14 protein-coding genes are annotated in these 15,520 nt (G+C 44.1%); 13 read left to right on the plus strand and 1 reads right to left on the minus strand.

Going from position 1 to position 15,520, the window contains the following annotated elements:
* Positions 1-22 precede the first annotated feature (22 nt).
* From AK825_RS04110 to AK825_RS04170, 13 genes are all read left to right on the plus strand, one after another.
* The gene (locus tag AK825_RS04110; RefSeq protein ID WP_068034883.1) at positions 23-412 is read left to right on the plus strand and encodes a RidA family protein; all 390 of its coding nucleotides are present in this window, start codon (positions 23-25) and stop codon (positions 410-412) included.
* Between the two features lie 109 nt (positions 413-521).
* On the plus strand, positions 522-1,997 hold the full coding sequence (locus tag AK825_RS04115) for an aldehyde dehydrogenase family protein (RefSeq protein ID WP_068034884.1): 1,476 nt from the start codon (positions 522-524) through the stop codon (positions 1,995-1,997).
* A gap of 46 nt (positions 1,998-2,043) precedes the next feature.
* A complete protein-coding gene (locus AK825_RS04120; RefSeq protein ID WP_068034885.1) occupies positions 2,044-3,033 on the plus strand; it encodes a membrane dipeptidase in 990 nt (329 codons plus the stop codon).
* 183 nt (positions 3,034-3,216) lie between these two features.
* Positions 3,217-4,893, plus strand: a complete 1,677-nt coding sequence (locus AK825_RS04125) for a BCCT family transporter (RefSeq protein ID WP_068034886.1) — start codon at positions 3,217-3,219, stop codon at positions 4,891-4,893.
* Between the two features lie 145 nt (positions 4,894-5,038).
* Positions 5,039-6,766: a hypothetical protein gene (locus tag AK825_RS04130; RefSeq protein ID WP_068034887.1), complete on the plus strand. Its 1,728-nt coding sequence runs from the start codon at positions 5,039-5,041 to the stop codon at positions 6,764-6,766.
* 12 nt (positions 6,767-6,778) lie between these two features.
* A complete protein-coding gene (locus AK825_RS04135) occupies positions 6,779-7,507 on the plus strand; it encodes a DUF3726 domain-containing protein (RefSeq protein WP_068034888.1) in 729 nt (242 codons plus the stop codon).
* Between the two features lie 319 nt (positions 7,508-7,826).
* Positions 7,827-8,654, plus strand: coding sequence for an amidohydrolase family protein (locus AK825_RS04140; protein WP_264753650.1), 828 nt, complete (start codon positions 7,827-7,829; stop codon positions 8,652-8,654).
* 348 nt (positions 8,655-9,002) lie between these two features.
* Positions 9,003-9,365, plus strand: coding sequence for a helix-turn-helix transcriptional regulator (locus tag AK825_RS04145; protein ID WP_068034889.1), 363 nt, complete (start codon positions 9,003-9,005; stop codon positions 9,363-9,365).
* A gap of 104 nt (positions 9,366-9,469) precedes the next feature.
* Entirely contained in the window at positions 9,470-9,877 is a 408-nt protein-coding gene (gene arsC, locus AK825_RS04150; RefSeq protein ID WP_068034890.1) for an arsenate reductase (glutaredoxin), read from the plus strand.
* Positions 9,864-10,622 (plus strand): arsenical resistance protein ArsH, encoded by a 759-nt coding sequence (gene arsH / locus AK825_RS04155; RefSeq protein ID WP_068034891.1) that lies wholly within the window; start codon positions 9,864-9,866, stop codon positions 10,620-10,622. The genes arsC and arsH overlap by 14 nt, the downstream gene beginning before the upstream one ends.
* 122 nt (positions 10,623-10,744) lie before the next feature.
* Positions 10,745-12,055, plus strand: a complete 1,311-nt coding sequence (locus AK825_RS04160; RefSeq protein WP_068034892.1) for an arsenic transporter — start codon at positions 10,745-10,747, stop codon at positions 12,053-12,055.
* Between the two features lie 54 nt (positions 12,056-12,109).
* Positions 12,110-12,418, plus strand: coding sequence for a metalloregulator ArsR/SmtB family transcription factor (locus tag AK825_RS04165; RefSeq protein WP_068034893.1), 309 nt, complete (start codon positions 12,110-12,112; stop codon positions 12,416-12,418).
* A 245-nt stretch (positions 12,419-12,663) separates the two neighbouring features.
* On the plus strand, positions 12,664-13,896 hold the full coding sequence (locus AK825_RS04170) for an NADH:flavin oxidoreductase/NADH oxidase family protein (RefSeq protein WP_068034894.1): 1,233 nt from the start codon (positions 12,664-12,666) through the stop codon (positions 13,894-13,896).
* A 24-nt stretch (positions 13,897-13,920) separates the two neighbouring features.
* On the opposite strand, the gene AK825_RS04175 is transcribed toward AK825_RS04170, so the two are convergent.
* A complete protein-coding gene (locus tag AK825_RS04175; RefSeq protein WP_068034895.1) occupies positions 13,921-15,519 on the minus strand; it encodes an ATP-binding protein in 1,599 nt (532 codons plus the stop codon).
* Position 15,520 lies beyond the last annotated feature (1 nt).

The following is a 15,520-nucleotide window of genomic DNA, read 5'->3' on the forward strand; positions in this document are numbered from 1 at the left end:
TCTATTTAAGGGATATCACTACATGACGACTCACACCGCCAAGCAACCCGTTAAAACCTCACTTTACGCTTCTAAGTCACCGTTAGAGTGGGCAATCACTAATAATGGCACGCTGTATACCGCGCAGATTCCTATCGATGAGAACGGTGAAGTGGTTGCAGGTGGTATTGAGGCGCAAACTCGGCAAACGCTAGATAATCTAAAACATACTTTGGAATGTGCCAATGTTGGCATGGATTCGGTATTGCAGGTACTTATCTATGTGACCGATCGCGAGTACTTAAAAACCGTTAACCAAGTCTACGCTGAATATTTCGCAGCACCTTATCCAAATCGTGCAGCGCTGGTGATATCAGGACTTGCTCGTGAAGAGATGCTGGTTGAGCTGGTTGTTTATGCCGCTGTGCCTTAAGCTTCTCATAGATTCTCTAATAAATAATCATTGTACGTTTTCAGTATTTTAATTATTCAAATAAATTTTCTAAGCATTTGATTTTAATCGTTTTACTAAGGATGTTCTTATGTCAGCCCAAACCACACAAAAAGTATTGCAACAAGACCCAACCAAATCACTTTATATCAATGGTGAATGGCAAGCGGGCGCTGATACCATTGCCAATATCAACCCATCTGATACCAGCGAAACCATTGGTGAGTTCGCACAAGCAAGTAAAGACCAAGTAAAAGATGCCATTGCCGCTGCTCGTCAGGCGCAGCCAAAGTGGGAAGCAACGCCACTTGAAAAGAAGCAGTCTATCCTGCAAGCGATTGGTGATGAGATGATTGCCCGCTGTGATGAACTAGGTACTTTGTTGTCACGTGAAGAAGGCAAACCTTTTGCTGAAGGTCGCGGTGAGATTTATCGTGCTGGTCAGTTCTTTCATTATTATGCCGCTGAAGTCTTACGTCAAATGGGCGACCTTGCTGACTCTGTACGCCCTGGGGTCAAAGTCGAAGTCACCCGTGAAGCTGTCGGTGTGGTCGCGATTATTTCGCCTTGGAACTTCCCAACGGCCACTGCCGTATGGAAAATCGCGCCAGCTTTAGCATTTGGTAACAGTGTCATTTGGAAGCCTGCGAATTTAACGCCTGCCAGTGCGGTCGCGTTAGCGGAAATTATTCACCGTCAAGGTATGCCTGAAGGTACGTTTAACCTGCTATTAGGTGGCGGCTCTAGCGTAGGTGATGCGCTTATCAATTCTAAAGACATCGATGCAGTCAGCTTTACAGGTTCTGTACCAACAGGGCGCAAAGTTGCTGCTGCTACGGCACCGAATTTCATCCGCTGCCAGCTTGAGATGGGTAGTAAAAACGCCTTGGTCATCGCTGATGATGCCGATTTACAAGTCGCTATTGATGCGGCGGTTGCTGGTGCGTTTGGTGGTTCAGGACAAAAATGTACCGCGTCTTCACGCTTAATCGTTATGGACAGTATCCATGATGCTTTCGTCGAAGGTGTGGTCGCAAAAATGAAAACTTTAAAAGTCGGTCATGCGCTTGATGACGGTATCTTTATGGGTCCTGTGGTCGATGATAAGCAACTGGCGTCAAACATGGATTGGATCGAAAAAGCCAAGCAAGCGGGCGCCAATTTAGCCTACGGTGGTGAGCGTTTAGAAATGCCACATGATGGCTACTATATGTCGCCGACCTTGTTTACTGAAACCGATAACAGCTGGGACATCAATCAAGAAGAGGTATTTGCTCCGCTCGCTTGTGTCATGCGCGTCAAGGACTTGGAAGAGGCGATTGCCATGACCAATGACACCCGCTTTGGTTTGACTGGCGGCATCATCACCCAAAGTCTGCGTAGTAGTGCGATGTTTAAAGAGCAAGTACAAGCGGGCTGCGTGATGGTGAACTTAGCGACAGCGGGTACCGATTATCATGTGCCGTTCGGTGGTCGTAAAGAGTCGAGCTTTGGCCCACGCGAGCAAGGTCAGTATGCCAAAGAGTTCTATACCATCGTCAAGACTGCTTATCAAAAAGCGTATTAACTTGTATTAAAAATCGTATTTGTAAAAGCATAAAAAGGGAATGGATATGTATCAAGATCATATCGTCATTGACGGATTACAGTATAGCCATTGGGATCGTGACTACTTCAAGATGCTAAAAGATAGTGGTATCAATGCGGTACATGCCACCTTGGTCTATCACGAAGATGCGCGTCAGACCATGACCCGCTTCGCTGAATGGCACACGCGCTTTGAACAAAACAGCGATTTGATTATGCCCGTGTATTCGACCAGTGATATCAAAACCGCAAAAGAGCAGGGTAAAGTCAGTATCTTTTTTGGCGCGCAAAACTGCTCACCAATTGATGACGAAATCGGCCTGATTAGCGTCATGCGCCGCTTGGGTCTACTGATTATGCAGCTGACTTATAACAACCAAAGCTTGCTTGCGACTGGCTGTTATGAGCAGAACGATAGCGGTGTTACGCGCTTTGGTCAGCAGGCGATAGCTGAGATGAATCGCGTCGGGATGATTATCGACATGTCACACAGCGCTGAGCAGTCTACGCTTGAGGCGATAGAAGTCTCCTCACGTCCGATATGTATCAGTCACGCCAACCCGACCACGGCTCATGATGCTCTGCGTAATAAGTCAGATACGGTCATCAGCGCCTTAACCAAAGCGGGTGGGCTATTAGGCTTTAGTTTATATCCGTTCCATTTGCCCAATGGTAGCGCATGTACGCTTGATGACTTCTGCACCATGATCGCCAATTGTGCTGATAAATATGGCGTCGAGCATTTAGCGATTGGTAGTGACTTATGTCTCAACCAGCCGCAATCGGTGCTTGAGTGGATGCGTAATGGGCGTTGGTCAAAAGCGATGGATTATGGTGAAGGCAATGCCAATAATTCAGGTTGGCCAGATACTTTGCCGTGGTTCGCTGGCAAGGACGGTATGGAAAATATCTATAACGGTCTGCTAAAGCATGGCTTTAATGAGACTGATGCTGGAAAGATCATCGGTCAAAACTGGTTTGATTTTCTTGAGATTGGCTTGAAGCCTTTGGCTTAGTGATTAATGCTTTAAAGCTCAGTTTCAAAATCTTATTTTAGAAGTTTAGGTTTGCAAGCTCTCACTCGAAAGCGCTATAAGACAAACGATGTTTTATAGCGTTAAACCCCTTCAATTTTTTATAGTGGATTGACTATATACCCTTGATTTAAATAACGCAACGTTAGCATATGGAGCCACATCATGGCCGATTTAAAGGGATTTAACAACGATGAGCAAGGACGCTCAAACGCCAATAAAACCGTGGGTAACTTGACTCATGTAGAGGGGCCTTCCGATACTTTAGGACTTAAAAACCCAGCGTTTTGGTACAGTGGCGGTTTTCTAGTTGCCTTTGTTTTGATGGCTATCTTTGCAGAAGAGCGCTTGGCAAAAATAGTTGAAGTGGGCTTTGCTTGGTCGGTCAACATCTTTGGTCCTTTTTGGCAAATACTGCTATTGGCGACCTTTGTGATTGCTTTAGCTGTTGGTGCTGGTCGCACGGGACGTGTCATTTTAGGTAATTTACCAGTGCCTGAGATGGATAGTTTTAAATGGATGGCCATTCTTTTCTGTACGCTACTTGCTGGCGGTGGGGTATTTTGGGCAGCCGCTGAACCTATTGCACATTTCGTTTCAGCCCCGCCTTTATATGGTGAGTCACCAGACTTGCAACAACGCGCGTTTAACGCTTTGTCACAATCCTTTATGCATTGGGGCTTTTTGGCATGGGCTATTGTGGGCAGCTTGACGGCTATCGTTGTGATGCATTTGCACTATGACAAAGGTTTACCACTTAAACCACGTACGCTACTTTACCCTATGTTTGGCGAGCGTGTGCTCACTGGTCAAACAGGCGCAATCATTGATGCTTGTTGTATCGTCGCGGTTGCTGCTGGCACGATCGGCCCTATCGGCTTTTTGGGTTTACAAACCAGCTATGCTCTTAATGTCTTGTTCGGCATTCCTGATACTTTTACCACCCAGCTGATTATTATCCTATTTGCAATTGCACTTTATACCATTTCAGCGATTAGTGGACTGACCCGCGGTATGCAACTGCTTAGCCGCTTTAACGTCATGCTGGCTTTTGCGCTGATGGTCTTTATTTTAATTTTTGGACCGACCAATTTTATTATCAATGGCTATATTCAAGGTGTCGGTAGTTTGGTTGATAACTTCATTCCGATGGCAACTTATCGCGGTGATGAAGGCTGGCTGAGCTGGTGGACGGTGTTCTTTTGGGGTTGGTTCTTAGGTTACGGCCCGATGATGGCTATCTTTATTGCCCGTATTTCACGTGGCCGTACGATTCGCCAATTAATCACCACCGTTTGTATTATTGCGCCATTGGTTACCTGTTTTTGGTTCACCGTCGTTGGTGGTTCAGGGCTGGCGTTTGAGATTGCCAATCCCGGTAGTGTTAGTAGCGCTTTTGAAGGTTTTAACTTACCTGGCGCGCTATTGGCGGTCACGCAGCAATTGCCGTTTCCATTGATTACCTCGATACTGTTTTTGATTTTGACCACGGTCTTTATCGTGACGACAGGGGATTCGATGACTTATACCATCAGTGTCGTTATCAGTGGCGAGCATGAGCCAAATGCTATGATTCGTACATTTTGGGGCGTTATGATGGGGGTTACCGCTATCGTATTAATCTCGCTTGGTTCAGGCGGGGTAACGGCGTTGCAATCATTCATCGTGATTACCGCTGTTCCGGTTTCGTTTGTTTTATTGCCGTCACTATGGAACGGACCACAAATCGCACAGCAAATGGCACGCGATCAAGATTTGTATCGTCCGAATCGAGTTGAAGTCAACCATCGAATGGCGGAAGAAAAACTCGCTAAAGAAAGGTTTATTAAAGAAAATAAATAGTTGGTGAATTATCGTCATTGGTAAATCATTAGTGAGTAGCTTATTAAGCCTAGTCTAGTAGTCTAATTGAATGGTTCGTTAAAGTTGTTCGTTGAAATTGTTAGCCAGTTAATTGGTCTGACACATTATGTAAGGTAGTGGAATTATGAATTTGGTTCACGCAAGCAATGAGAGCATTGACGTAGCGACACTGTCTTTACGCAGCCCCGATGTGGTTATGAATGCTGAAAGATTGGGCGCCATGCACCAGACGCGTATCAGCTTTGTGCGCACATTATTGCGTAAAATTGATAGAGAAAAATGGACGCTAAGCAGGCATCTTTGGGATTTAGATGACAATGGTTATGGACAAGTCATTTATCGCCTGCAAACACCAGAGCACAAGTATCATCTGGTTGTATTCTGTAATGAGCTGGCGGATGACGAGCGTAATGATCGGGTGATAGCACAAAAGTGGGATGTCACCTTTGGTCTCGTTTTTGGGGAGATTGGTCAGGAGCTGCTCGATAATCTCAAAGCCAATGTGCCATTACAAGAGGCAGGTCGCAACTCCAATATGGTGATGGTGCTGGCACGTGCTAATAAAAGCGTGCGGGTCTTTGATCATATCGTCAGTGCGCTAGCTGATGGCAAGCAGCCAGACCTTGATGTACTAGCACAAGTAGGTTATATCCTGCGTACCACGGCAGTCTATGGCAATGGCAAATTTGGTATTTATGACTTTAAGCCATTAGATCATAGTGAAGACTTTAATCAGTCGTTTCGTGCGCAGATGTGTGCAGTTTATTTGCTACGCGAATTTAGCCTTGATTGGGTTGATTTTTTAGCTAAGAAAAAGGGCGGTAGCAAAGCGGTCGCGCTCCATCCAGAGATTAAGCATTATCTCGGTATCGGTAATGCGACTGGTCTGGGTATGGCGCCATATCTCATCAATCATCCTTGCATTGTTGATCAGTGGCTCACCACTCGTGAAGAAGCCGTACAAGCGACTTTGGTCTGCGATATTGAAGCTGAAAAGACTGAGTACTTTGAAAGCTTACTTAAGCGTGCCATTCAGCACTTTACCGAAATCGTTACCATCAATGAGCAGCAAGCTACATTAAATGCGACCGTGGTTGCAGAGTTGACAACATTACAAAGTAATTTGATGACAATTATTCAAGATTACACGACATGGGCAGAGTTCCTGCAAGCTCATGATCATTTAAGTTTTGAGAGCCAAGAAGTTATCATTTCTTGCTTGATGGAGCTATATCCTGAACGTGTGGATTCGTTTCAAGAAAAGGTCAACGCCGATGAAAACTTAATATTACCTAAAGGCAAAGTGATTCAAGATTTGCTTAACGTATTAGAATCATGTTATCAATGGGCGATTACTATTGATTTTAATGAGCCTGAAAATAGCTATTGGTTTTGGTATCGCTCAGTGGATAAAGAAGAACCACGCATGGGCGTACGCGGACAAGAGCCTGGCGACGATCGAGAGCTGACATTAGACATCGCACGGCAAGCGAAAAATCTGTACTTGGCATTACAGCAAGCCGATCCACAGCAGCTCATATCCGAGTTTATGTTAAGCAAACCTAAGTACCGCTCTATCGCGCGCCGTGTATGGACCATGGGCCATAAAAAAATGGGCGATATCCAGATGAATGTCTTACATAAGAACGCACCGCCGATGCATCTGCTACGGTGTAAGCTATCGATGTTTGGCGCGACTAAGTTTGATCCCAGATCTGATCGCTGGGTGCGAATCACTTTGTTCCAAGGTGCGCCTTTATTTAGCGAGGTGCATAGTGATGAATGGCTGTTTCCTTTATTGCCCAATTTGTCAAAAGAAGAGTCGTCAATAAAAGAGTCATCCACACAGTAGGGAGGTTTAGACATGATTGTATCGCATAATGAAATCGTAGCAATGGTGTATAAAGCCTTTACTGGTATGCACCGTGAAGTAGGCGAAGCTGATATGATCGCCTCTATGGTGGCTGAGCTAGAGATGGCGGGATTGGACGGTGTTCGTCACTTCAATAATGCCAGTCCATATATCTTAACTGAGCAAGATACGCCCATTGATATCGTTCATCAAGAAACGGGCGCAATACGTTTAGATTTGCATGGCAGCAGTTTGATTTGTCACTTGCCTGCTATCATGGACTATGCACTAGAAAAGATGGGCGATTTGGATCATTTTCAGATTTACTTAATGAACTGTCATAATCGCTGGTTGGCTTATAGTGAGCTGGTCAAACTTGCTGATAATGGCATTGCTTGTCTGGCAAAATGGGATAATGGCACGGTGCCCAAGCATACCTTGTTAACCTTAAACCAAGGCTTTGTCTATCCTGATTTATACTTTTTTAATGAACCACAAGACAATTACAATACCAACGATATGATCATTGAGCTGGCTACTGCTAACTTCGACATTGAGCAAGAAATCGAGCATTTCGATCATAAAATATCGACGGATGAGCTATTTGCAATGCATCAGCGCTCATGGAAGGAAGGTATCCATGTCGATGATGAACAGTGGGCAATACTCAAAAAAACAGCGGGCGCTATACTGGTAGAAAATAGCGAGGCGTCAAGCAAAAAAGGCGCGGGCGGGGTGTAGATTTTATAGCCTTTAACACTTTTAAAACTTAGGTTCTAAAGTTTGAGCCTCTTGTACACACCCTATCTAAAAACTAAGATTGCGTTAATCAGTTTTACCCTAAGTATTTGTTTACTTAGGGTTTTTTTATGTTTAATGCTTTTATGAATGTTAGGTAGGTTTGTTAGTATAAATACTTTTTTGGGACACAGTACAAAGGCTATTAATTGTACTAAAACTGTAATAAGCTAATTTTTCCCTTATAAATATAAATATTTGTAAATATATTAATGCTTAGACTGACTAATATTATAATTTCAAAATTGAGTTTAAATCTCTAATAGATTTTAGTAAAGTCAATAGAGACATGCCTATCGACGGTCTCAACTGGTTCTTTGATCACGCCGAGACAATCTCACAACGCAATATTGATCGTATTGCGGAGCTTGGCGGTGGTATTGCGGTACAGCATCGTATGGCCTATCAAGGTGAGTATTTCGCTGAGCGTTATGGTACAGCTGCTGCTGCAAACACGCCACCGGTTAAGCAAATGCTCGATAGCGGCGTCAACGTATCTGCCGGTACCGATGCGACGCGTGTTGCGTCTTACAATCCATGGGTGTCTTTAGCATGGCTTATCACTGGCAAAACTGTTGGCGGTATGAAGCTGTATGATCAAGACAATCTGGTCGATCGCGAAACCGCGCTACGGATGTGGACTGAAAAAGTCGCTTGGTTCTCTAACCAAGTAGGCGAACGTGGTCGCATTGAAGTGGGACATTTGGCTGACTTTATTGTGCCAAGTAAAGACTTCTTTAGCGTCGCAGAAAATGAAATTCCATATTTGACGTCGAATATGACGGTGGTTGGCGGAAAAGTCGTCTATGCTGATGGTGAGTTCTCTGATTATGATACGCCGCTACCGCCTGCTATGCCAGATTGGTCACCAGTCAATCAATATGGGGGCTACGGCGCATGGGGCGAGCCTGAGGGTGCGGGTAAAAATTCACTAGAGCCATTGATGAATCAAGCAGCGATGGCTTGTGGTTGTGCCAGCGCTTGTACGCTGCACGGTCATAACCATGCCAAAGCTTGGACTTCGAAAGCGCCGGTGTCTAACTTTAAAGACTTCTTCGGTGCCTTTGGTTGCTCTTGTTGGGCAGTGTAAGCTAACTTATTTTGTAGCCTGTTAGTTGATAACCTGACTTGTTTATTGACATTAGAAACCCGCTAAATTATTTTTAGCGGGTTTTTTGCTGTGTGTTGTATTACCAATTACAAATAAAAAAATGCGTTAAAAATAATGTTCTGCTGGTATAAATTTTCCTCACTTACTGTACGCTTTGCACTTTTCGATGCTTCGATAAATTTACCCAAATGACATTATGTTCTTTTTAAATTAAATCGCCTTTATATTGCTAGAAATTAGATTATCAAAAGCTCTAAGTCATCACTTATCAAAACTTCTGTTTTATTATCTATTGAATTATTTCAATATGTCTGTATTATTGGACATATGGAAATAACAAATGCTATCGCAAGCTTTGCTGCGCTCTCTCAAGATACTCGTCTTAAAGCTTTTAGGTTACTTGTCAGTCAAGAGCCCGAGGGTTTACCTGCGGGTGAAATAGCCCGTCAGCTGTCTGTGCCGCATAACACTATGTCGGCGCATTTATCAGTGCTGGCACGAGCAGGGTGGGTGGTGTCAAAACGCCAAAGTCGGCAGATAATCTATCGCGCTTCGTTGTTGCATATGGAGGCCGTTGTTCAGTTTTTATTGCAAGATTGCTGTGCGGGCCATCCAGAATTGTGTGCCTCGCTCATGGACAGTTTGAGCGGATGTGAGAGTGCTAAACCTAATAAACAAGACAGTCTTTAAAGCAAGCGCTAAGCCGATAGCTGATTCAATAACTATTTCTTAATAAACGTCTTCTTAACAAATATATTCTTAATAAATATACTTATAAAATAGGTGAGATTGCTATGAAACCATTAATTTTTCATAATCCTAACTGCGGTACTTCTCGTAATACGTTAGCCATCATGAAGGCATCAGGTGAGCAGCCAGAAGTAGTGGAGTATCTAAAAAATCCTCCAACCCGTGATTACTTGGTTGAGCTATTGGCAAAAATGAACCTCTCGCCAAGAGAGTTGCTACGCAGTAAAGAAGCCATTAATGATGAGTTGGGCTTAGATAATCCTGAGCTATCTGATGATGAGATTATCGATGCCATGATTGCCCATCCTATCTTAATCAACCGTCCTATTGTGGTCACAAATAAAGGCGCAGCCTTGTGCCGACCTTCAGAGCGAGTGTTTGAATTGTTAGAAAATCCAGTGAGCAGCTTTACTAAAGAAGATGGAGAGGTTCTATATCATGGTCAAGGTTAATACATGTCAACCTGATGTAGATGACTTAGCCAATCTAGATGACTTGCCTAATATTGATGCCAGTAAATTACAACCGATTGATATTGAGTCATTGATTGCGCCAAATGACCCACGTCATCCGCCTAAGATACTAGTGCTATATGGGTCGTTACGTGAGCGCTCATTTTCACGGCTGGCAAGTGAGGAGGCAAGTCGGCTATTGCGTTGGTATGGCTGCGAGGTACGGATTTTTAATCCATCGGGGTTGCCACTGCCTGATGATGCTGATGTCGATCACCCTAAAGTGCAAGAGTTACGCGAGCTGGCGCAGTGGTCAGAGGGCATGCTGTGGGTGAGTCCAGAGCGTCATGGCAGCATCACCAGTATTATGAAAGCACAAATCGATTGGATTCCATTATCACTGGGCGGCGTACGTCCAACCCAAGGCAAAACCTTAGCGGTGATGCAAGTGAGCGGTGGCAGCCAAAGCTTTAATACCGTCAATCAGCTGCGTATTCTTGGACGTTGGATGCGCATGATTACTATCCCGAATCAATCGTCTATCCCTAAAGCCTTTTTAGAGTTTAACGACGATAACCGCATGGACAAGTCGCCCCTATATCTGCGCCTCGTTGATGTCTGTGAGGAATTAGTAAAGTTCACTTGGCTTACTCGTGGACGCTCAGCCTATCTGACTAATCGCTATTCAGAACGTGTTGAAAACGCTGAAGCAGTATCGCAACGTGTCAATCAAAAATCGCTCTAATCTTTTATATATTAAGTCGGCTAAACCAAACCAGCTAAATAAAATCGATTAAACTAATTCGGTTAAAACAAGCCGGTTAAAACAAGCCGGTTAAAACAAGCCAGCTCAAATAAGGTTGCTCCATGCTCGCATTAATTATCTTTATCGTGACTTTAGTTTTGGTGATATGGCAGCCTAAAGGATTGGGCATTGGTTGGAGCGCGATGGGCGGTGCATTGGTCGCCTTAGCTTTTGGTGTGGTGCATTTATCTGATGTTGGTATCGTCTGGGACATTGTTTGGGATGCAACCTTTACTTTTGTGGCGCTTATCATCATCTCAATTATATTAGATAAAGCGGGATTCTTTGGTTGGGCGGCCCTACATGTGGCTAGACTTGGCAATGGGCAAGGACGGTTGTTGTTTCCTATGATTGTGATATTGGGCGCGTTTATCTCCGCGTTTTTTGCCAATGATGGCGCTGCATTACTTCTGACACCGATTGTCATCGCTATCTTGCTACGGCTTAATTTCTCACCGCCATCGGCATTGGCTTTTATCATCGCCACGGGCTTTATCGCTGATACTGCCAGTCTGCCGTTAGTGACTTCTAATCTGGTCAATATCGTCAGCGCCAATTATTTTGATATTGGCTTTGGACGTTATGCGGCAGTCATGGTGCCGGTAAATATCGTTTCTGTCATCGCGACATTAGCAGTGCTATGGGTGGTCTATGCGCGCCAAATTCCAAAACACTATTCCATCGCCAATCTTAGCGCACCTGTATCCGCTATTGAAGATTCGCTGGTTTTTAAGGCAGCTTTTCCGCTATTAGCATTATTACTTGTTGCTTATTTTGCGACTGAATCACTAGGTATTCCTATTTCCCTCGTCACTGGCGCTGCTGCGCTGGTGCTGATGGCTATTGCAGGGCGCTGGTGGCAGGGTGGTCGGGGAGCTGTTGTTTCTGTATCTGATGTTGTACGTAAAGCACCTTGGCAAATTGTATTGTTTTCAATCGGTATGTACTTGGTCGTTTATGGGTTGGGTAATGCAGGGTTAACGGCTTATGGTGCTCAAATACTGAATTGGTTAGGACAGCAGGGCAATATCATCGCTACAGTAGGGACTGGATTCCTTTCGGCGATAGTGGCTTCTATCATGAACAACATGCCATCCACCTTAGTAGGTGCACTGGCTATTGATAGCGCGCAAGTACCCGCAGCGACTCGCGAGCTGATGATATATGCTAATGTGATTGGCAATGATTTGGGGCCAAAGTTTACGCCCATCGGTAGCCTTGCAACCTTGTTATGGCTACATGTATTGGCAGAAAAGGATTATAAAATCAGTTGGGGGCAGTATATGAAAATCGGGCTGCTCATCACGCCGCCAGTATTATTAGCCACGCTGTTGGCCTTGGTGTTTTGGTTGCCGATGCTACCGAGTTATTGAAATTAGTTTTAATTATCCGTTGACTCTTATCTATATATCGGGATATTATGATTTATGAATATTGAAAATGTAATCTCCGCCCTTAACAACCCTATGCGGCGTAAAATTCTTGAATGGTTGAAAGATAGGTCGAACTTTCCGCCTTCGCTACCAGAGCATGCTGATTTGGACGGTGTTTGTGTTGCGTACATTCAAGAAAAAGCAGGGTTGTCACAATCGACAATCTCAACCTATATGAGTCTTTTAAAGCAGGCTGGTTTGGTCATTGCTGAGCGTCATGGACAATGGACCTTTTATCGACGCAATGAGGTCAATATCCAAGCGTTCATTGATGAGGTTGAGAAAGAGTTGTTAAAGCCTTAATCATTAACATAAGTAATTAGCATATAGGTAAATCACTTTAAAACCGATACAGCGCTACTGGGATGAATTTTTCGCAGCCTCTGTGTTAGCAGCAAGCAATGAAAGTTTATACCAGTAACACGTGGTTATTAACGTCTCGATTCTATTTCGTACTGATAAAACTAAAGACAATGCATTTAACAGAACCACAGCATTTAACAAAAACTCAATATCTAAATATTTCGATATAACGATGGAGAAAGTCGATGACACAATTACAGACTAAGCATGAACTTTCAAGTTCAGCCAATGTATTAGCCGCTTCACTTGAACTGCCATGTGGTGTGGCGCTCAAAAACCGATTAGCAAAGGCCGCAATGTCAGACTCACTTGGTGATGGAAAAGGCAACGCCACTACAGCACAGTCACGTCTCTATGAGCGCTGGGCGGAAGGCGGTACAGCCTTGTCCCTGATTGGCGAAGTACAGGGCGATCCTCGACATCCTGAAAAACCTGGCAATCTAGTATTAGGACCAACTACTGATCAAAACGCATTGCAATCTTTGGCACGTCGAGGATCTAACGATGGAGCGCATATTTGGCCGCAACTCGGACATGCTGGAGCGTTATCCTATTTGCCTGTCAGTCGGCCTAAGGGTCCATCTGCGTTAGACCTTGAAGGATTGAAGTGTGAGAGCATGTCAGTCGAAGATATTAAGGAGTTACCAAGTATCTACGCAAAGGCTGCGTTAATTGCCAAGGATGCAGGATTTGGTGGTGTGCAGATTCATGCTGGACATGGCTTCCTTTTGAGCCAGTTTTTATCTCCGTTATTCAATCGACGTACGGATGAATATGGCGGATCAATCAAGTCGAGATTTCGCATTGTTCAAGAGATTATAGATACGGTTCGGCAAGCTGTTGGAGACGCGTTTCCGATTGGTATTAAAATCAATTCAACCGATAAGTTGGAAGGTGGATTGACGGAAGACGACGCTATGGAGATGGTTCGATTGCTTGATCAGACGTCTATTGATCTAATCGATATCAGTGGCGGAACTTATTTTCCAGGGGCAGTTGCAAGCTCAGACAGTAATTCAGGTGTTGGGCCTTATTTCCTTGATTTTGCAAGCCGTGCGAAAAAAATAACTGTGATTCCAATCATGGCGACTGGTGGCTTTAAGACACGTCAGCAAGCAATTGATGCTGTCGAAAGCGGTGCTGTAGACATGGTAAGTATAGGACGTGCTATGGCGCTTAATCCACATCTTGCACATGATTGGCTAAGTATTGATGGGGGCGATCCAGAGTTTCCAAGATTCGATACCAATCCTCCAGGCGGTGTGACTGCTTGGTATTCGATGCGACTGACAGCACTTGCAGAAGATAAGGAGGATGAATTCAATTTGAATCTCGAATCTGCTATGAGCATATATGACAAGCGTGATGCAGAACGCTGTGAGGGCTGGTGTAAAACCTTTGATTACTTAAGAGAATAAACTTGGAACCTCTAACTTTGAGTGCTACAAAACCACCTCAACTTGGAAGTAATTATCATCTTTGATAGTAATGCTGACTTTGCCGTTATGGGCGTTGACGATAGCTTGCACAATGGATAATCCCAGACCTGATCCTGCATGCATAGTTGTCGTTCTATGATGACGATGGAAGCGCTCAAATAATTTGTTCGCCTCAGTTTGAGTCAAGGGTTCGTCCAAGCGATTGGTGATGGTTATTTTTAAAGGTGATGGTTTAGAGGTTTGTTTTATTGTTTGCCCTAGATTTTGGATGTCATTATTTTTTACATTGCTTGCTACATTGCTTGCTACATTGCTTGCTACATTGACTTTTGCGCTATTTACCACGTGATGAGAGGCAATAGAAGTAGTGGCAATCGCAGATGCTGCAATAGTAATGACGCTATCACTAGCCGCATAATAGATGGCATTTGACATTAGATTGGCAAACAATCTTTGCAACAAGCCTTCATCGCCTAATACTGCGCCAAAGTTGCCCGTTTTTTCAAAAGCTATCTCACGATCTTCCGCTATCATTTCATAGTAGGAGATAAGCTTTGTGATTAGTGACTCGGTATCGACAACGTTGAGTTGAGAGTCATAAAGCCCTTTTTGAGTTTTAGCTAGCAGGAGCATGTTATTAATCAGCGCAGATAACTGCTCAAGCGTGTCATGCTGATGATGCAATTGCTCGATATATTCATTCGTATTCCTAGTCTTGCTAAGCATGACCTGAGTCTGAGTGCCAAGAGTTGCCAGCGGGGTACGCAGCTCATGCGCGATGTTATCCGAGAAGCGCGATAGTGATTCAAAGTTACCCTCAAGCTTACTCATCATTAAGTTATAAGACTCAGCAAGCGGTCGTAGCTCGCGCGGCATATCACTAACGATGACTCGTTCATCCAGCTTTTCAGGGTTAATTCCTTTCATCTTTTGTACAATAGTAGATAAAGGCGCAAAACCCCAATAGACACTCAATGCAGCGACTGACACCAATAGCAGGGTAATCGCTATCAATATCATACTGAGCTGCCGATTAAACTGTAATAAATACTGATGATGGACATCAATAGGCAACGCGATAAGTGCGAGCATTTGATTGTCTTGAATGATAACGGCTCGATAACTTCTATTATTTATCTCGACGATAAACTGCTGTTCATGATTGACTTGCCATAAAGACAATAGATTAAAATCTGCGGGCAACTCAGCGGAAAAACTACTAGGAGCACTAGACAATAAGCGTCCGTTTTTATCAGCTACGAGCGTCTTTAAATCGTAATCAAGCCAAGAGGAATGCAGATGGTCAGCTCCAATTGGTGCTGGCGCTTGTGCTGGTAAAGTGGACGAGTTCAGCGAAGTTGGTGAAGATATTGAAGAAGGTGAAGTCGATGAAGCCGTTTCTTCATCGAGATGAGTTACTCGCTTGCGCAAATTAAAGGCGGCATGAGTAATAATCTCTGAGTCCATTTGCTCAAAGTGACCGTTCACAGAGCGCTGAACCCAGATATAAATAACGACTTGAGAGATAACAACGAATATCGTCAGTAAAAAAACCGTCCGCCATAGTAGGGGCAAGCGTCGATTTTCAAAGTTATATTTCATT

This window comes from Psychrobacter sp. P11G5 (assembly GCF_001593305.1).
GTDB lineage: Bacteria > Pseudomonadota > Gammaproteobacteria > Pseudomonadales > Moraxellaceae > Psychrobacter.